This window comes from Teredinibacter franksiae, from assembly GCF_014218805.1.
GTDB lineage: Bacteria > Pseudomonadota > Gammaproteobacteria > Pseudomonadales > Cellvibrionaceae > Teredinibacter > Teredinibacter franksiae.
Genome location: NZ_JACJUV010000001.1, coordinates 1689991 through 1709069 on the forward strand (window position 1 = coordinate 1689991; position 19079 = coordinate 1709069).

Consider the following 19079-nt stretch of genomic DNA (forward strand, 5'->3'; position numbering starts at 1 on the left):
GCCTGTTACTGCGGTAATAGCACAACACCCGCCCCCAACTGAGGTTGATTAAAATCAAGCCAACCCAAAAATATTAGAGTATTCTAATTAATAGGTTTCGAATATTTTGGTTACTCCATGAAAAAGCTTCTCACCATGCTCTGGTTACCAGCCGGTATCGTAATACTGCTAGCGGCGCCATTGGTTTTATTTCTTCCTGACCACCCCTTGCCAACCGCCGACCCCGCGAGTTTTCTCCCCCAGCGCGCAGCCCACGTTGACCACAGCGCGCTAATGCCAGGCCCGTACAGTTCGCCACAAGCGGTTACAGAACGCTGCTTGGAGTGCCACCAGCAAGCCGGTGACCAAGTGCTGCATTCCTCCCACTGGACTTGGGAGCACGAGGCCGTGCCGATAGAGGGAAGGGCAGAGCCTGTTAAAGGCGGCAAGAAAAATGTTATTAATAATTTCTGTATTGGCATTGGTGGTAACTGGGAAGGTTGCTCTAGCTGCCATGCGGGCTACGGTTGGAAAGACAATAACTTCGATTTTTCCAAGCGCAATAACATCGACTGCGTGGTTTGCCACGAGCAAACCGGCACCTATGTGAAGGGTAAAGCCGGTATTCCAGTGGAGGCGGTAGACCTTACCGCCGTCGCTCAAAGCGTAGCCTCCCCCTCTCGAAGCAACTGCGGAAGCTGCCATTTTGGCGGTGGAGGTGGTGACGCAGTAAAACACGGAGACCTAGACTCCAGTTTGTATTTCCCCAGTGATGACGTTGATGTGCATATGGGAAAACACAATATGGTCTGCACCGATTGCCACCGCACCGAAAACCACAATATTAGCGGGCGATCACTAAGCGTTAGCCTCGATAACAGCAATCAAATCGCCTGTACCGATTGCCATGCCAGCAACCAACATAAAGACCAGCGAATCAACCAACACTCCGCTGCCGTAGCATGCCAAACCTGCCACATACCTGAAGTAGCAACGCGTATAGCCACCAAAACCCACTGGGACTGGAGCCAGGCGGGTGATGCGAGCAGAACAGAAGGTACCACCTATCAGAAAAAGAAGGGTGAATTTAGTTACACCGAAAACCTTGCGCCAAACTACTTTTGGTATAACGGACTGAGCCAACGCTATTTGTACGGCGACAAAATTAATAGCCAAGGCGCTACGGACTTAAATTTCCCTACGGGTGATATTTCCGACAATAAGGCGAAAATTTTTCCGTTTAAAGTACACCGTGCAAAACAAATTTACGACCTGAATTTGCAACACCTACTACAACCTAAAACCTACGGCGAAACGGGCTACTGGCAAACATTTGATTGGGACAATGCCGTTCGACAAGGCTCGGAAGCCATTGGCCTAGCCTACAGCGGCGAATACGGTTTTACCGAAACCCGTATGTATTGGCCACAAACCCATATGGTACAGGCCGCTCGAAATGCACTGCAATGTCGCGACTGCCACAATGAGTCGGCCAACGATGCCGCTGGCCGCTTAGATTGGCAAGCACTTGGCTATTTTGGTGACCCCATTCGCTGGGGATCACGCAAATTGGAGACTGAAAAATGAAACGCTATTTTTTAGTTATTCCACTTTTAATGCTGGTGAATTTTACTTCTGCGAACCCGTTTCACCCGGATTTTTTACTGCGTACAACCGATGGCGAAATCTGGCAAACCGGAGCGGAGGTTTCCCAGTCACATACCTGCGGACAGTGCCATAACAGCGACTTTATTCATCAATCACTGGATAAGCACCATCAATTTCTCCCCGATGATACTGCTCGCGCAGTCAGTCTATTAACTCAGCAGCCGGCTGCACCTCTCGATACCCAAATTCAGTGTTTGGACTGCCATGCTAACGGTCAGACAATATCACTCACCGAGATAGCCAACGACACCGGTATCATCACTGCAGATAAACTCACGCTTACCAGCCCCACAAGCGAAGCCTGCGGCAGCTGCCACGGGCTAGTCAATACCGGCCCCAACCCTGTTGAATTTAGTACAGTGCATTTGCAGCAATCAATGTTTGGTCTAACAGGGGAAATATTTTCGGGGCAGCTTATCAGTCAGTCGGCGCTCAATATCGCCAACAAAAACCAGTTAAATTTTAGCTTCGATGCCCACGCCGAACGCGTCGTTTCCTGCACAGATTGCCACAGCTCGGAAAATAACCCCGTTCGCCCGCCCACACAGAATAGCCTACAACATTTAAAATTTGACCCGCGTACGCTTTCGCCGCACGACTATTTAAAGCAACCCGACCACAACTTCACCAAGGCATACGCCTGCACAAGTTGCCACGAAATAGATAATTCGCATACTTGGCTGCCCTATCAGGCCCAACATTTTTCCAAACTTAGTTGTGAGAGCTGCCATAGCAATTGGATAGCGGCGCCCGCGGCCAAAAGCGTTAAGCTAGATAACAACCCCGACAAAAACTTAAAAATCAATAACGTAACATATCAATGGCGAGGCCTCGAAAACGAGCTAATTCAAGGCTACTCACCGCAACTGCTACCTAATGGTAACGGCAAGATTGCGCCCTACAATGTTATTGAAGTTAGCCGCAACGGCGAACAATACACGCTAGCAAAAGCTATACATCACAACATTCAAAGCGCACGCGCCACGCAAAACTGCCTGACTTGCCATAATAAAGATTCGGTGCTTAAACCAAACATTAGCTCGGCCCCCATTAATATTTCACTACCTGAAAATTATATTCAAAATTCAGCCCCTAACTTGGCCGCCGTGGGCATCTACATTTTAGGTGGCGATACCGTGCCATTGGTGGACTGGTTAGGTATTGCCCTGTTGCTTCTTACAATTACAGGTGTAACGGGCCACGGCGTTGCCCGCTACCTCGCCCGGCGTAAGCTCGGCGCGCACAAAATTCCGCGTAAACGCGTATACATGTATAGCTATTATCAACGCCTATGGCATTGGCTTCAGGCTACTGCCATTCTTTTGCTGCTTGCAACCGGAGCGGCTATTCACAAACCCTGGCTCTTTAGCTGGTTAAGCTTTGCTTACATGGTTGAAATACATAACATCTTGGGTTTCGTGTTATTTACCAATGCAGCGCTTGCGCTTTTTTACCACTTGGCAAGCGGTGAGATTAAGCAGTTTATTCCCATGCCAGCGGATTTATTCGTGCGTAGCTTTGAGCAAATTCAATTTTATGCCAAAGGCATTTTTCAAAACGCCCCCCATCCGTTTGCAAAGCATCCTGAATACAAACTTAATCCACTACAAAAAGTCGCCTACTTTGGACTACTCAATGTTTTACTCCCGGCACAAATGCTAACCGGGCTACTCATGTGGGGCGCACAAAATTGGCCTGAGTTTTCTAACACCATCGGCGGCCTTAATCTGCTTGGGCCACTACACAGCTTTCTCGCTTGGGCGTTTGTGGCCTTTCTGATAATGCACATTTACTTAACCACAACCTCCGGCCCCAAAATTCATTCGGGCATTAAAGCCATGATCGATGGCTGGGAAGACATTGAAATATCCGAAAAAAAAGAGCAATCACCATGAACACGAATCAATACCCCATATCTCCCAGTAGCGGTAAACCCTATTGGAACCCCTATATCGCGGGGATCGTTCTGGGCATTTTATTGTTTCTAGCTTTCCTTATTACCGGCAACGGTCTAGGCGCTTCTGGCGGATTAAATCGCTTTGTAGTCTACGTACAAGACCTATTCTTCTCGCAGCACGTAGACACAACGCCATTCCTCTTAGCGATGGCAGGGGGCGATACCAACCCGCTAGAAAGCTGGATCGTATTTATGGTTTTGGGGGCGCTTGTCGGTGGTTTTATTTCCGGCTGGCTACGCGGCCGGGTAAAACTCGAAACGAACAAAGGCCCACAGATTAGTACCCGCACTCGCTGGGTATTGGCCTTTATCGGTGGCGCACTTATGGGCTATGGCGCAAGACTGGCGCGCGGCTGCACTTCGGGCCAAGCACTCAGCGGTGGAGCCACGCTCTCGGTAGGCAGTTGGGTTTTTATGCTAGCGGTTTTCGCTGGCGCCTACGTGCTGGCCTGGACCTTTAGAAAAACCTGGAACTAGGAAATAGCCGCCATGACAGATTTCCCGATGAATATAGTCTCAGAATTTGGCCCGAGTATGGGGTACTTTATTTACGCACTTATTGGACTGTTTTTTGGTTTTGTTTTGGAGAGTGCCGGCTTCGGTAATTCTCGAAAACTGGCTGCACAGTTCTACTTTAAAGAACTTACCGTTTTTAAAGTGATGTTCACCGCCATTGTGGTTGCCATGGTGCTAATTTTTTTCTGCAGTGCCATTGGCCTACTCGACTACCAATTACTATGGGTTAACCCAACCTATCTATGGCCCGGTATTGCGGGTGGTTTTATCATGGGTGTTGGTTTTATTGTAGGCGGATTTTGCCCCGGAACCTCATTGGTCGCAGCGGCAACGTTAAAGTTGGATGGCCTTTTTTTTGTCTTCGGTGCACTTTTTGGTATCCTAATATTCGGTGACACAGTCGATTTTTACTCGACCTTTTTTCATGGCAGTTTTTACGACCGCATTACCCTCCCCGATATTCTTGGCATAAGCTATGGCGTTACGGTACTGCTCATAGTTCTTCTTGCTCTCCTCATGTTTTGGGGCGCCGATTGGATTGAACATACTTTTTCACACTTTCCTAAACCCCCACAATGGCGCATGCCAGCTGCGGCTGCAATTGTAGCACTGGCTATTGCAACACTTATGTTAGGGCAACCAACGCTAGAGGATCGCTGGCAGAGAATTGCAGCCATTGCACAGCCGAGAATCGATGCGCGTGAAATTTACGCATCACCACTAGAAGTTGCAACGCTGCAAAAAGATCGCAAGCTAAAAGTGCGTATTCTCGACATTCGCCTTGAGTCGGATTTCAATAGATTTCATATTCGCGATGCTGAACATACCAGCACCAGCAATGTTGAACAACTCGCGCAAGCACTCATAGGGCAGCCTCCTAACACCGTTAATATTATTACCGGCAATGATGAAATTGCCGCAACCGAAACGTGGAAACAACTTAGGGCCGCTGGGGTACCTAGCCTGTATGTCTTGGAAGGCGGTGTTAACGGATGGCTGCAAACCTTTGCGCCTCCCGGCCAGCTACAATCACATAGTTTACTCACACCGGCCGGAGAGCCACTACGATTTACATTCGAGCGGGCAATGGGCAGCCGCTACCCAATGGCTAGCCCCAATTTAGCCGCTTACCCCGAACTTACAAATACAAAAGTTAAGCTTGAAATAAAGCGAGCGCCGGCCGGAGGTGGATGCGGCTAATAAAACCGCAGAAGAAATTAAAATATCCGTTGCAGGGAAAATGCGGGTGGCCGAAAAAGCCACCCGGGAGAGTCACTATTTATATATCTTCGAGCGTTAAATACACCAGAGTCTGGTTAAGTAATTGGTAAGCAACCTCCCCAAAAGTAACCGGGCCGGTTAACTGACCAATTTTCTTACCCTCTAGCTCCGAGTACAGGAAGTTAAGAATACAATTACAGGAAAATGCAATTGTTTTGCTGTCTGAGGCTGGCAAAGCTTGGTTAAACTCAGTCACATAATCGCTAACCGGGCTAGCAAAACGATACTCTACACCGGGAAATACCGGTGCATATAAATTAACTTCACCATCACCCACTTCCTGAATACTAACGTTGACCATCATGCCTGAATAATTGGCCACTAAGGGTAAACGCGTATCAATATTGTGCTCTTTAATGTAATCAGATAAGCGCCAATCGGCGCCGTCGACTTTACAGCTGCCAACTGAAAAACCATTTTCAGGAAACTGAATAGCAGCGCCTTCCCCTGGGTTGAATAGGTTAATGGTTTTAATCTGAGCTACCTGACTATCAGGTAAAGGCACATGAATGGCGGCAGCCTGCGTATCGGAAAGTAAACCACCGGCTGGCCCAAAGCCTACTTTGGCAGACCGACTAGCCAGCTCATCTAGATGCACACCCGCAATCCAACCAATGATGGGTGAAAAAAACATTTTGGGGAAATCGGGCGCATTTTGCGCATAACTGAGATGCACATCAGAGCCGGCAGGTAAAATCAAAAAAGTAAACCCGTGCTCCGGTGCTTCTTCTGCAATGCGAGAAATTGTATTCGCATCGTACAAAGTCAGACGCGGTAAGTTATTACTTGGCAACCCGCTAATGGTATTAACAAAGAGTGAATCCTGATCGACCTTACCACCCTCTTCAGTCATGAAATAGGGAATTGTTCCCGCAATCCAGTTCCCAGAAGGAAGAGACGCCAGTACACGCTCGTCACCGGAGATAATCATGTAATCTCCTCGGGAAATCATATTCACGACTTCGTCTCGACTCACAGTCGAACTTACAAATGATACGGACCCTGCTGCAGACATGGCTTACTCCAAATACAAATTATTAAACGGCTGCGACTTGTTTTAACAAGACACCCACTTCCTGACGCATTGCTCTCTGGTTATGTTTGAGGAAATCGCGAATACGTCGCGCCGCCTCCAACTTCACCACGGGCTCGGGTTTACTGCTAACCTGTGCTCGCAGCTTTGCCAGCAACAACCTGTAAGCCACATGATTACTAGGAACAAAGCTATCGTCTTCAAGGATTCTTTGCCAGATACGATGTTCAGCATCGGGTAACGACAAGCTAGATTTTTGACGAATTTGCATCGCCCTGTTCAGAAGCACCAATTCAGGTTTGAGTGTGCGGTAATTTTTACGAAAATAGTCACGTAAAGTTTCTATCGCTTGAATTTTTGCTTCCTTGGTGTGCCCTTGAACAAAAGCCGTACGCTGACGGGATACTAACAGATTCAAGGGAACGCTTTGTGAATTTAGGGTTAGTTTACCGCTAAGCAAATCCAACCAAACCGGACTTTTCAAAGCAGGCAAAACTAATTTCTGTTTACTGCTAACAGCCCGTGCACGCTGCTTTAATCTGGCGGAGGTAATACCGCACAGCTGCTCGATTTCATTTTCTAGCTGGCCAATATTTTCAATAAAGAACGACCGAAGCTCAAGCTTCAAAGCCAATAAATTTTCGGCAGATTCAATTTTAGCCGCCGCCAATTTAATTTTACTCAGTAGAAATTTTAACGGCAATATATTGGTGCGAAGTATAAGCTGGTCACTCAATATACGATCCCATACTGGATCCATTTCAGTGGGAAGGTGTGTAAGCGCTTTAATATTGGCGGGTGTTTTCTCCAAATCGTCGCTTATTGCCTTAAGTGTGATTTCATTTAGACCATAAAGATCTGATATCACACCAAAATCGACGCCCTTAACATGGGCAAGCGCGACTTGCTGGCGTATGAAATTTGAGTAATGCCTAGAGGGGTGTCCCAAAAACGCTTGCTGAAAAATCAACTCACGACCAATAAAAGAGGTGTTATCGATAGCAGATTTCGGTACCTGCGCATGGATAATACAGCTATAGCGACCGACATTCATGTACCGCCAAGTACCTGGAATAAACTCTTCTTCTACACTTTTCCTCCCGGCATTGAATAGCCCGAATGATCGTTTTGTCTCGGGCAACTCCAAAACAACATCAAACTTTTTCGCAACCTCATCAATATTTGCAGATTTAATAAGCCACGGTGACTGAATACCTAGAGCATGCTCCAGGCCGCGAAGATCATTTCGTTCCATCCTGTACTCCTAATTGTTAGCACAGACGTGACGTAAAATGCGTCCAGCAAACCACGCTGCAATTAACTCTATAACTGTAGCAGTTAAATTTTTTTTGTAGCCCTAACATTTTAATTTCAACAAAAATGTTAAATGGTGTTCCGTCCCATGGCGGTGAATAGAACCAGAAAGTATAAGTTATTGTCAATCTAATAGTTTGGTATTGGACATGGATAACACAGACTTATTTGATTCCGTCTAAATAATTAATTTTTTATGTACCTAAATCATCACATAAAAACAGACAATTGCCTAACAACCGCTTCGTTTAATTCATTTTTTGGTGTGCAAAATTACGCGCCAACACCACACATGCAATAATGTATTTATTACTCGATAACCTTTCAGGCTACCCACTTATTACAAAACATGTGAACCAATTACCATTCTTGGCGCGCACGGTCTTTCCATGGCGCCTCGAACTTTCACCCGTTTAGATTCACCTTATGTAAAATTAAACGACAGTTCGATTGTTGCCAGCAGGTAGCAACTCATATTTGAAGGAGCGTAAATACTCTATCGGATAGATTTCCGAATAATTCACTATTTTGAATGCGTATGAGGAGTTTGTAGTACATGGCTAAGTCAAATAAATTGAATGTAGGTATAATTGGCTCCGGAAAAATCGGCACGGATTTGCTGATCAAGATCCAACGCTCGCATTTTCTTCACTGCGATTTATTCGTCGGAAGAGATTCAGAATCCCCTGGTATACAAGCCGCTCGATCCATGGGAGTAAATATATCCACGAAAAGTCTCGATGCTTTTCGAGAACACAGCTCGCCACTCGATCTGGTGTTTGATGCAACCTCTGCAAGCGATCATAAACAACACGCGCAATATTTTCTTGAGGCAGGCATAAAAGCGATAGACTTAACACCCGCCAAGGTGGGTCGGTTTTGCATCCCCTCAATTGATGCAGAAGCCGTTACACATGAAGCCAATATCAATATGGTGACCTGTGGCGGGCAAGCGTCGATCCCAGTGGTACATACTCTGTCGAAGGTATACCCAAACATTTCCCATCTGGAGGTGGAATCTCACCTCGCTGCCGACTCCGTTGGCCCGGCAACACTCGCGAATATAGACGAGTACTATTCCACAACCGCTTCAGCCATTTCTGCCTATACCTGTATTCAAAATGTGTCGGTTAAACTCCAGGTTGAACAAAGCGCATGGAAACCCGATATGCTCACCATCATTCGCGCCTATACCAACGACAACGACGTTGAAAAGCTCTACGAGCCACTGATGAGCCGTGTGCTGGAGGTGCGCAAGCAGGTTCCTGGTTACCATATTGTTGGCACCCCCACTTACCGTGATGGCGCTATAGAGATCCTCGTGAGTGTGCGCGGCCAGGGTGATTGGATACCCAGCCACGCCGGCAACCTCGACATTATCAATTGCGCGGCCATTGCCATTGCAGAAAGCTATGCTCAACATGTAGGCGTACAGCCAGGTCATTCTCAGGGACAGGGTAATGGCGAGCCCATTCAGGGCACTTTTGGCTCTTTGTTGGGTTTTCTAGGCAAAGGCAACAAATCTCTACCTAAAACGGCATAGTGTGCAAATGGCCTGTGCCCGCCGGTAACGGAGTGAGTCTGCAATAGTTCTTACGGAGTGGGGCTTTTATATTAGGTAAAGCGGCCCAAAATCGTTCTATTCGTGTAAAATCGCGCCTTTTATCTTGACGAGATTGAGGCACCCATGACTGACACCACCCCCTCCGATATTGAGCTATCCTCCAACGAAAGCCGTGTTTCCTACGGCATTGGCTTGCAGGTTGGCAAGCAATTGTCTGAAAACACCTTCGAAGGCATGAACTACAACGCTGTCGCTAAAGGCGTTGTGGATGCACTAGAGGGCAATACCCCAGAGGTATCCGACGCAGACCTTAACGCTGCCTTTGCTGAAATCCGTGGCCGAATGGAGGCCGCTGAAGCAGAGCAAGCCACAACCAAGGCCGCCGATGGCGAAGCCTTTCTCGCAGAAAACGCTAAAAAACCCGGTATTACCGTTACCGAAAGCGGCCTGCAATATGAAATCCTAGCAAGCGGAGACGGCGATAAGCCCACAGCATCCTCCACGGTACGCACGCATTACCACGGAACACTCATCGACGGCACCGTTTTTGACAGCTCAGTGAGCCGAGGCGAACCAGCGGAATTCCCTGTTAACGGTGTAATCGCCGGTTGGACTGAAGCGCTGCAATTAATGCCTGTTGGCGCCAAGTGGAAGCTGTATATTCCCTACGACCTCGCTTATGGCCCCCGCGGTGCGGGTGGTTCCATCGCCCCCTACGCCGCCCTGGTATTTGAAGTAGAACTCCTAGAAATCATCTCCTAAGGCTAAGGTAAATTTCATGTGGTTTAAAAACCTGCGTATATATCGTCTGGGTAAAACGTTTGAGTCTTCGCCCGAACAGCTCGCAGAGGCATTGGAACCTTTTGTTTTTCAACCCTGTGGAAAACTCGATCCAGCCCGTTACGGCTGGGTCGCACCACTTGGTCGACAAGGCACAGAGCTTGTTCATGCCTGCAGCGGCAATATTATGGTGTGCGCCAAACGACAGGAAAAAATTCTGCCGGCCGCCGTTATAAAAGAAGTACTTGAAGACAAAATCGAGACCATTTCTTCCGAAGAGGGGCGCAGCGTAAGCCGCAAAGAACGCGAAGCTCTCAAAGATGAAGTGATCTTTTCACTCATGCCAAGAGCTTTGGCAAAATCCAGCCTGGATTTTGCCTACATAGCCCCTCAACAACACTGGGTAATTGCCAACGCCTCGTCGGCCAAACGCGGGGAAGACATCACCAGTGGTCTGCGCGAGGCGCTTGGATCTTTCCCTGCCGTACCCCTCGGTAGTCACAACCCACCCGTTGCCGCTATGACAGACTGGTTGCGCAACAGTGCAGCACCTTCACCCTTCACGTTAGGAGAGGAATGCGAACTACAGGCGCCTAAAGACGGCAGAATTATCCGCTGTAAAAATCAGGATTTAACGGCAGAGGAGGTACTCAACCATATTCACTCGGGTATGGTTGTATGCAAACTGGCGCTCACCTGGAACGACGCTGTCCACTTTATTCTGGACGACCAGTTAGCCATCAAGCGCGTAAAGTTTGAGGATAAACTGCTCGACCAAGCAAATGATCGCCAAGCCGAATCAGCAGCAGAACAATTTGATGCCGACTTTGCGGTAATGGCAACAGAGCTTCACCAACTGCTCAACGATCTTCTTCAGGCACTTGGAGGTGAAGCGAGAGAGAGTTAGTTTTCTCCGGCAATTTGTATCACCATTACTTTCACCTAAGTAGCGATAAAGTGGCAGCGCACCATTTAAGTAAGGAAGATAAAAAATGGATACTTCGCTCGGCGATAGCGCTGCCGCCAACCCCGCAACAACAACAGCAACAGCAACAACAGCAACAGCAACAGCAACAATAGCAAACAACACTCACATACCCGCGCTTACCGGCGTTCGTTTTTTTGCCGTGCTCCACATTTTCATGTTTCACCTTTGGGTGTTATACGATATGGATAAGCCCGCGCAATACAGTGAACTCGTCAGCGGCTTCTCTCGCTTACCTGAATTCGTTGTTAACGTTTTTTCTAACGGCTGGATGTCGACAAGCTTCTTTTTTATTTTGTCAGGTTTTATTCTCAGCTATTTGTATTGGGGGGAGGACGGTAAAATTGTCGGCGGTGCTCGACGCTTTTGGTTTCGTCGCCTAGCGCGACTCTACCCCATCCACGTCATTTGCCTGCTTATCACGCTCGTTGTCGTCGGCCCTTATTTATTGTCTTTTAGCCCCCTGAGTGAAATTATTCCTAGTGCATTTGCTACCCTGCTTTTAGTACAAGCTTGGTATCCGCCTTTTGTACCCGACTGGAACTGGCCCGCTTGGACAATCTCCGCACTGCTTTTTCTTTATTTAATTATGCCTTGGTTAATCGCTAAACTATCCAGCCTTTCCAAGACGCAGTTGAAAATATTATTGCTGGCGTTACCCGTTATTGCACTGCTTCCTACAGTTGTGTATGCCGTTTATTTTCCAGCAGGCAGCGAACCACAGCAAAATTGGCAAATATTTATTGGCTCTACGCCGGTATTCTGGGTTGCGCAATTTGTTTTCGGCATGGTGCTGAGCCGCGCATTTGGCATTTCGCGCTTTAACCTCCACTGGCGCGAAGGCGGCAATAGAATGTTGGCCTGGGGTGACCTAGCATTAATCGCTGTTATTACCGTGGCGTGTATCCCCAACATTCTAGAGCCACTGAAGTTTTTTGTCCGACACGGGCTAATGATGCCCCTGTACGCCATTATAATTCTAGACTTTGCCAAAGGTAACGGTGTTGCCGCCCGCCTGTTTTCGCTGCCCGGAACAGGTTTTTTGGGGGAAACCGCGTTTTCGCTTTTTATTTGGCAGAACATGGCCATGGTGATCTGCTGGATAACAGCCGAAAATATTGCTGGCGCGGGGTTTCAACAGGTTTGGGCTGCGCCGCTAGGGCTGGCAGTTTTCGCTATTATCAGCACTTATGCTGTTGAAAAACCCATTGCGCGTAAACTACGCGAACGTTTTGAACGATAAAGAGAAGGTGCCCTTAACAAGTCTCCCCTGTATTTATTGATCTTAACCTCTGCAGGGCATTACAGCGCGAGTGAACAATACTGCACGCTCGCGTTATTTGAAAATTAGCTCAATTCAAAAAGTTTTAACATATCAGGCGAGATGAATGGCCTTCCACGCTCATTAAGTGAAGTACCAGTAATTTTTGCCTGTAAAACTAATGCGTCATCTCCGGAGCGATAAATACCCTGTAAAAAAACAAAGCGTATCTTTGAAGAGCGCTCGATGCAGGTTTCCACCCAAAACTCATCACCGGGCAGTAATGATTTTTTGTAATCCAACTCAGCCCGCACCACCACCAAATGAATTTTTTTGCGGGCGAGCTCAGCAAAATCCACACCCTTTACCCGTAAAAATTCATGTCGAGCATGCTCAAGATACTGCTGGTAGACACTATTATTTACCACGCCCTGAATATCACACTCGTAGTCACGAACTTTAAGCGTTAGCCTGTGCGTGAAATCTCTCATCAGAAAACAACCTCCAATAATCGAACATCAAAAATCAGTACGGCGTTTGGACCAATTTTGTTACTAGCGCCACGCTTGCCCCAGCCTAGTTCAGGGGGAACAACAAACTCATAACGAGCGCCGGGCGACATCATCATCAAACCCTCTCGCAAACCCGGTATGGCCTCTGTCATTGCGAACTTGTCCGGCATGCCGGTTTTATAGGTGTCCGCTATTACACTACCATCGGCGTTAAGAATACGTTGATTAACCACTACCGTATCTTGCTCTGTTGGCTGAATCCCCTGAGCGACCTCGAGTACACGGTACAACAACCCCGTTGCGGTGCTATACACGCCTTCCTGCTGGGAATGCTTGGCGATAAAGGTTTCGCTGGTTTTACGATTTTGTCCTGCAGAACCTTTGTTGAGTTTTTTTCGATCTTTCATGAGTAAATGAATAATTGCCGCATTAAATGCGCCTATTCTACACCAGCGGGATCAGAACGAAAAAAGCAGTGGCACACATCCGCGCCACCGCCGAAAAGAATAGGCGCTATTGCACCCTAAAGATGGGGTAACTGATATCGATCGAGGATTTCGCGTAGAATTTCTGTAATTTCTAACCGCAATTTAAAATGCCGCTCCTTCGCCAACTGCCAATCACCTACGGCAACCGCCTCAAGGATTTCACCGTACGCATCTGTAGTGCTGTATGGCTTTGGGCGTAGTTTGAGCGTTATTTTACGTGCCCGATACGCCTGCGCCCGCACCGTTTCCACCAACACGGCAAGCCGATGATTACCCGCTAACGTCGCTAGTAAACGTTGGAATTTTTCTTCTGCTTCGGACCATACGCCAATATCATCGATCCGCAGGGCATCAACCATTTCGGCCACTGCATCGGTCATCGGTTGAAGGGCGTCGCGCCCTAAATCCTGCTTTGCCAGCAGCTCTACCGATGTCCCTTCCAGTGCAGTCAGCACCTGGCTGATCTCAATAATATCCACGGGAACCAGTGGTAAAACCCGCATCCCTCTCCTTGGAATAAGCTCAATCAACTTTTCGGCCTCCAAACGGATTAGCGCTTCTCGTACCGGTGTGCGGCTCACACCGAGTGTGCGAGCAAGTTCTGGCTCTAGGGCTTGATAGCCGGGCGGGAATTTATTCGACAGAATGGATTGCTTTAATTGGCGGTAGGCGCTTTCGACACGGGAAAGCCCCAACTCCTGCGCTTCTTGTTGTTCGCTCATAGACAGTTCTTTTATTATTAAATGTAACTGAACCCTAAAAATCCCTGAGCTCAACGTTTGGAGAGATCTCTATAACAAAATCGGCACGAATTGTAACACTCGGTTTTTGGCGATGGGGAGGGTGTGTGGCAAAGTTTTTTGCATTAATTATGGCGCCAGAGCAAAAACCCTACTTTGGTAGCAGTCACCGCCCCCTTCATGCATGACTAAATAACTCCTTTCACAAGCTAAAATTAAACCTAAACTCCTACCCAAACCATGGCATTAAAAATACTGTGGGAAATACCCACACACAGTCATTAACATGTTACGTAACTGCCCCGGTACTTTTATGGGTGTGATTTATGCGCCTTGTATCCCAATAGCCACACAATACACCGAATGGCAGTACCGCAGGGAAATCAAAGCCAACAGGCACAAGTTATGCTTTAATTGGTGGGAGCTATGGCATTATGCCGGTTGTGACCAGTGAACCCTACATGAAACCTCTGAAAACTAAGTCCCAAATTCGAGCCGAAATCGATCAGCAGATTAACCAATACCTGGCCTCTGGGGGCGCGGTTAACCGCGTAGATTCTGGCATTAGCGGCAACATTCAAAATACCAACCTATTCTCTTCCTCGGCCAGCTTTCAGCCTAAGCAAGACAGAACGCCCGTAACAGAGGCCATCCAACAGATTGAAGAACGAAAAAAAGCGACGTCTGCTGCAACGACTAAACACACTAAACGCCCGCGTAAAAAGCTCATTACCGACGATTTTGGTGAGCCGCTGCGCTGGGTCTGGGTGGACACCTAGCAGGGGCGCTAAGGAACCGTAGACTAAGCAGCCTAAAGGGCTATTGATGAATCACTGGCTATTTAAAACAGAACCCTCAACGTACAGCGTTGAAGACTTGATGCGTGAAGCAAACCAAACCTGCACTTGGGACGGTATACGGAATTATCAGGCACGTAATTTTATACGTGACCAAATGGAAGTGGCGGATGAAATTTTGCTGTACCACAGCCGTTGCACCCCAACGGCAGTCGTGGGTTTGGCCAAGGTAGTACGCTCGGCCTACCCAGACCCAGCTCAGTTTGACCACACCTCGCCCTATTATGATGCAAAGTCGCCTGCGGATAACCCACGCTGGTTGTGTGTCGATATTCAGTTCATGAATAAATTTATAACGCCGGTAACGCTTGAGGCAATCAAAAAAACCAACGTCTTAAACGACATGGTTTTGGTAAAACAAGGGCGACTATCGATTCAGCCCGTTACCGCTGCCGAGTACAAAGCTGTAGTCAAATTCGGCCTGGGGTAAATACCCGCTAAATAACACCATGATTGATGGCAACCCAATAGCTCAACCACGTAATAAGCCCCAGCGCTACAAAAATAACCGCTAACAGCTTCAGCGGTTTAAACGCTTTTCGCTCCACTACATTGACGTTACTCTCAAGAAATTCATCTACTTTTTGCTGATCTTCAGGGTATAACTCTGGCATTGGCCCACCATTGGTCTGTTCGACATCCTATGATTTTACCACTGACTCCCTTAAAAAAGCTCTGCTGGTAATGCCATGGTTGCATCAGGCCCCGCTGCGATACGTCCGGCTAGCATCTCTACCTCCGGCAACAGGCGCTCGAAATAAAACCGCGCGGTAATGATTTTGGCTTCACCCACGTCACTGTTGTCGCAGTCCGATGCTACGGCGGCCGCCCGCAACCACATATAGCCATAGCAGAGGTAGCCAATAAGGTTAAGGTAGTCGACCGCAGCCGACCCTGCGGCCAACGGGCTAGATTTCGCTTGGAACATAATCTGCTGGGTCGACGCACGTGCACAGGCTATAGCGGATTGCATCAACGGCAACAGCGGTTTCAGCGGTGCAACAGAGCCTGCATGCGCAATAAATTGATCGATATCGGCGACTAACAATTCAAACAATTCCCCCTGAGAAGCCAGTACTTTTCTGTCCACAAGGTCCATTGCCTGGATGCCGTTAGTGCCTTCATATATTTGCGTAATACGAATGTCCCGCACGAGCTGCTCCTGCCCCCACTCGCGAATATAACCATGGCCCCCTAAAACCTGCTGCCCCATTACCGCCGAGTCAAAAGCCCGGTCGGTTAAAAACGCTTTTACAACCGGAGTCAGCAACGCCACCATTTTGCCGGCTTTGGCCCTGACAGCTTCGTCTGCACTGTATTTTGCCGTGTCTAACCACTGGGCCACATAGATATAAAACGCGCGACCGGCCTCTGTAAGCGCCCGCATAGTCATTAACATGCGGCGCACATCGGCGTGGACAATTATAGGATCGGCGGCTTTAGCCGGCTCTGCTGCTCCCGCAGCGCTTCGACATTGCAACCGTTCACGCGCATAGCTAACCGCATTTTGATAAGACGCTTCAGCGGCACCCAGCGCTTGTATACCCACCACCAAACGTTCGTAGTTCATCATGGTGAACATAGCCGCAAGGCCTTTGTTGGCCTCACCAACCAACCAGCCTGTTGCTCCATCAAAATTCATAACACAGGTGGCCGAGGCTTTAATGCCCATTTTTTTCTCGATAGAACCGCAGTGCACGGCATTGCGGTCCCCCAACTCGCCTTGCACAGTCGGTAAAAACTTGGGTACCAAAAACATGGATATGCCACGGGAACCCTCCGGTGCATCCGGTAGTTTTGCCAGCACCAAATGCACAATATTCTCAGCGATATCGTGCTCGCCCCAGGTAATAAAAATCTTGGTGCCGGTAATGCAATACTGGCCATCACCCACTGGTTCGGCGCTGGTTCTTATTAAACCCAAGTCGGTACCGGCGTGGGGCTCGGTCAAGTCCATGGCGCCCGCCCACTCACCGGCATACATTTTCGGCAAGTACAGCTGCTTTAGTGTGTCGCTGGCGTGGGCATCAAGGGCCAGACAGGCCCCGGCCGTTAACATCGGCAACAGACCGAACGACACGCTACTACCCTGGAGCATTTCTTCCACCGCCGACACTAAGCTTTTCGGCATGCCCATAGCGCCGAATTCTGGGTTGCCACTTAAGCCACCCCAACCACCCTGAGAAAACAGCTGATAGGCCTGTTTAAAGCCCTGCGGGCTTTTAACTTCACCGCCATCAAAGCGGCAGCCCTGCTCGTCGGCTTCCCGATTTAACGGCGCTACGACCTCCTGCATGAGCTTGGCAGCTTCCTCCAGAATGGCGTCGGCCGTTTCCAGATCAACGTCTGCGAAGGCGGGTAACTGTTGCCACAAAGAATCAGTGTTGAGCTGGTACTTCAGCACAAAGCGAATATCATTCAGGGGAGCCCGATATTCAGCCATATGTCTATCCTCTAGTAAAAAAGCACATGCTCTAAAGGTAGGTGTTTAATCGTGAGCGTTCCAGAACAATTAGCGTCTGCCTAGCTCACATTAACGGGCGGGAGGTTAAACACTTATTCAAACGATTTGATCAAGGATAGAACCCGGCGGGCTGGAGCTAAGGCTGGCATTGGCAATGCCCTGGTTTAAGCGTGTGGTTAAAATAGCATTACCACTGCGAATAGCGTCGATACCGACCTCGCGGGCTGCGCTATTACTTTCAGTATTACTTTCGCTATCGCTGGAAGTGGACGAACTGACCAAGGGAATATCGTTAGTGTCCTCTACAGGTGAAACGTCACTGTCATCCTCAGCAGTGGTTTCTTCGGTATTCGCAACGCTAAGCTCACGCCGGGCTTCTGCCCCCAGCCGAGTTGCCTCTGCGGCTACACGGCGATCTTGAGGAGACGGTTCGGCAGGGGCCAGAGCCGCACGCTTTACGGTTTCGGCTTTTTGAAGGGTGGCCAGAGGTGTTGCCTCACGACCAACATCAATAGGGACTTCGCCAGAAACCGCGTATAGCACACCATTGGGGCCGCGCTCATACTGATATTCAGCTGCACCGGCGTATTGCCCGCCAACGGCTGCGTGAGCACGCTCATGCTGACGAACCTCACGATCACGAGCAGAGAGCTGCTCAATCTGCCGCTGCTCCTGTTCCTGTTGTTGACGCTCTGCAGCCTGCTCGGCCCGCTGCTGCCTATCTGAAGGCGGTGTGGAGCCCTCCGCTTGAACGTCACCGGCATTCGGGGTTTCACCTAGCGTTTCGTCTGGCGCTGAAGCAACACCCACTCCCGCATCGTTATTCTCACGGGTATACAACTGCTGCCGCACGTTTGCGGCGGATTGCTCAACAGGCTTGATAGGGGAAATTTTTGCCGACGGATCTTCATGCCCAACAGGCTCGCGGCCAACGGGGTTGAAGGGGGCGACTAGATTCGCCAAATTGGACGGCAAGTTACTGCTGATCACACGCTTCTCGCTACTGTGTAAAAGGGGAGCAGCAGGTGTGGACTACTCGGGTCGACGCCTACGAGCCCTAGCTTCGGTCTCATCTACAGGTATTAAAATAGCTCGCGGCGGCTCTTGAATACCGAGCAGCCAGCAAATAAAACCCCGAACAACATCAGGACTTAACATCAATTAAACTCCCAAGGGCATCATCTGCCACAGAAACCAGTTTTGCCGAAGCATTAAAGATCTGCTCCTGCCGACGCAGTTCGATCAGCGGCTCAACAATATCACCACCGGAGTCGGATTCCACTGAGCGCTGTACCGGAGCCATAGGCTCATTGACAGGCTCAGGCCTGCGGTCAACGGCTTGGGTTTCCGGGTTTTCACGGATATTGGCCTTGGCGATTTCGTCGGCGGACTTCAGCATTTCCCGCTGACTGTGCTGCATACCGCGCAAGCCTTCGCTCATTACTGAATTAATCATGATTCAATTACTTCCCGGTATTAACCGTATAAACATAAAAGTCGTATCTACTCTCTCAGTTTAAGCAAAGACACGCTCAAAAAATAGACGCACCGCTACGCTTTTCTCCCCAAAATAAGACCGATTGGGCGCAATAGAGCATGTAATTAAGGGTTTTGTTTATATGGAGGGGGGTTAGTCGCTTCGCGACGGAGCGCCTTCGGCTGCTGGGGCGAAACCAGCGC

At 48.8% G+C, this 19079-nt stretch carries 19 protein-coding genes; 10 read left to right on the top strand and 9 right to left on the bottom strand.

Annotation, left to right across the window (positions count from 1 at the left end; genetic code table 11):
* Positions 1-117 precede the first annotated feature (117 nt).
* The 4 genes from H5336_RS06865 to H5336_RS06880 are packed head-to-tail and all read left to right on the top strand — an operon-like array spanning position 118 to position 5320.
* Positions 118-1566 carry a tetrathionate reductase family octaheme c-type cytochrome gene (locus H5336_RS06865; protein ID WP_221627997.1) on the top strand — a complete coding sequence of 483 codons (1449 nt, stop codon included), beginning with the start codon at positions 118-120 and terminating at the stop codon, positions 1564-1566.
* Complete coding sequence (locus H5336_RS06870; protein WP_185232662.1) at positions 1563-3542, top strand: cytochrome b/b6 domain-containing protein; 1980 nt, start codon at positions 1563-1565, stop codon at positions 3540-3542. The genes H5336_RS06865 and H5336_RS06870 overlap by 4 nt, the downstream gene beginning before the upstream one ends.
* A complete protein-coding gene (locus H5336_RS06875) occupies positions 3539-4081 on the top strand; it encodes a YeeE/YedE thiosulfate transporter family protein (protein ID WP_185232664.1) in 543 nt (180 codons plus the stop codon). The genes H5336_RS06870 and H5336_RS06875 overlap by 4 nt, the downstream gene beginning before the upstream one ends.
* Positions 4082-4093: 12 nt before the next feature.
* A complete protein-coding gene (locus tag H5336_RS06880) occupies positions 4094-5320 on the top strand; it encodes a YeeE/YedE thiosulfate transporter family protein (RefSeq protein WP_185232666.1) in 1227 nt (408 codons plus the stop codon).
* Positions 5321-5399: 79 nt separating this feature from the next.
* On the opposite strand, the gene H5336_RS06885 is transcribed toward H5336_RS06880, so the two are convergent.
* Positions 5400-6416 carry a DUF6976 family protein gene (locus tag H5336_RS06885; RefSeq protein WP_185232668.1) on the bottom strand — a complete coding sequence of 339 codons (1017 nt, stop codon included), beginning with the start codon at positions 6414-6416 and terminating at the stop codon, positions 5400-5402.
* 22 nt (positions 6417-6438) lie between these two features.
* Positions 6439-7689: a hypothetical protein gene (locus tag H5336_RS06890; protein WP_185232670.1), complete on the bottom strand. Its 1251-nt coding sequence runs from the start codon at positions 7687-7689 to the stop codon at positions 6439-6441.
* A 615-nt stretch (positions 7690-8304) separates the two neighbouring features.
* Between H5336_RS06890 and H5336_RS06895 the strand changes: the two genes are divergently transcribed.
* The 4 genes from H5336_RS06895 to H5336_RS06910 all read left to right on the top strand — a co-directional run bounded on the left by H5336_RS06895 (position 8305) and on the right by H5336_RS06910 (position 12320).
* The gene (locus H5336_RS06895; RefSeq protein WP_185232672.1) at positions 8305-9291 is read left to right on the top strand and encodes an acetylating acetaldehyde dehydrogenase; all 987 of its coding nucleotides are present in this window, start codon (positions 8305-8307) and stop codon (positions 9289-9291) included.
* A 144-nt stretch (positions 9292-9435) separates the two neighbouring features.
* Positions 9436-10074 (top strand): BamJ family beta-barrel-assembly machinery protein, encoded by a 639-nt coding sequence (gene bamJ / locus H5336_RS06900; protein WP_185232674.1) that lies wholly within the window; start codon positions 9436-9438, stop codon positions 10072-10074.
* Positions 10075-10090: 16 nt separating this feature from the next.
* Positions 10091-10999, top strand: a complete 909-nt coding sequence (rdgC, locus tag H5336_RS06905) for a recombination-associated protein RdgC (RefSeq protein ID WP_185232676.1) — start codon at positions 10091-10093, stop codon at positions 10997-10999.
* Positions 11000-11084: 85 nt separating this feature from the next.
* Positions 11085-12320 carry an acyltransferase family protein gene (locus H5336_RS06910; RefSeq protein ID WP_185232678.1) on the top strand — a complete coding sequence of 412 codons (1236 nt, stop codon included), beginning with the start codon at positions 11085-11087 and terminating at the stop codon, positions 12318-12320.
* Positions 12321-12424: 104 nt separating this feature from the next.
* Here the strand turns inward: H5336_RS06910 and H5336_RS06915 are convergent, their stop codons facing one another.
* From H5336_RS06915 to H5336_RS06925, 3 genes are all read right to left on the bottom strand, one after another.
* Entirely contained in the window at positions 12425-12829 is a 405-nt protein-coding gene (locus tag H5336_RS06915) for an acyl-CoA thioesterase (RefSeq protein WP_185232680.1), read from the bottom strand.
* The gene (locus tag H5336_RS06920; protein ID WP_185232682.1) at positions 12829-13257 is read right to left on the bottom strand and encodes an FKBP-type peptidyl-prolyl cis-trans isomerase; all 429 of its coding nucleotides are present in this window, start codon (positions 13255-13257) and stop codon (positions 12829-12831) included. The genes H5336_RS06915 and H5336_RS06920 overlap by 1 nt, the downstream gene beginning before the upstream one ends.
* Positions 13258-13373: 116 nt before the next feature.
* Positions 13374-14060, bottom strand: a complete 687-nt coding sequence (locus tag H5336_RS06925) for a GntR family transcriptional regulator (protein ID WP_185232684.1) — start codon at positions 14058-14060, stop codon at positions 13374-13376.
* A gap of 479 nt (positions 14061-14539) precedes the next feature.
* Between H5336_RS06925 and H5336_RS06930 the strand changes: the two genes are divergently transcribed.
* Entirely contained in the window at positions 14540-14857 is a 318-nt protein-coding gene (locus tag H5336_RS06930; protein WP_185232686.1) for a hypothetical protein, read from the top strand.
* 46 nt (positions 14858-14903) lie between these two features.
* Positions 14904-15365 carry an EVE domain-containing protein gene (locus H5336_RS06935; protein ID WP_185232688.1) on the top strand — a complete coding sequence of 154 codons (462 nt, stop codon included), beginning with the start codon at positions 14904-14906 and terminating at the stop codon, positions 15363-15365.
* Between the two features lie 7 nt (positions 15366-15372).
* Here the strand turns inward: H5336_RS06935 and H5336_RS06940 are convergent, their stop codons facing one another.
* The 4 genes from H5336_RS06940 to H5336_RS06955 form a co-directional block, all read right to left on the bottom strand.
* Entirely contained in the window at positions 15373-15549 is a 177-nt protein-coding gene (locus H5336_RS06940) for a DUF3094 family protein (protein ID WP_185232690.1), read from the bottom strand.
* A gap of 50 nt (positions 15550-15599) precedes the next feature.
* Complete coding sequence (locus H5336_RS06945) at positions 15600-17378, bottom strand: acyl-CoA dehydrogenase C-terminal domain-containing protein (protein WP_185232692.1); 1779 nt, start codon at positions 17376-17378, stop codon at positions 15600-15602.
* A gap of 117 nt (positions 17379-17495) precedes the next feature.
* Positions 17496-18389 carry a putative metalloprotease CJM1_0395 family protein gene (locus tag H5336_RS06950; RefSeq protein ID WP_313556465.1) on the bottom strand — a complete coding sequence of 298 codons (894 nt, stop codon included), beginning with the start codon at positions 18387-18389 and terminating at the stop codon, positions 17496-17498.
* A 154-nt stretch (positions 18390-18543) separates the two neighbouring features.
* Entirely contained in the window at positions 18544-18855 is a 312-nt protein-coding gene (locus H5336_RS06955) for a hypothetical protein (RefSeq protein ID WP_185232694.1), read from the bottom strand.
* Positions 18856-19079: the final 224 nt, after the last annotated feature.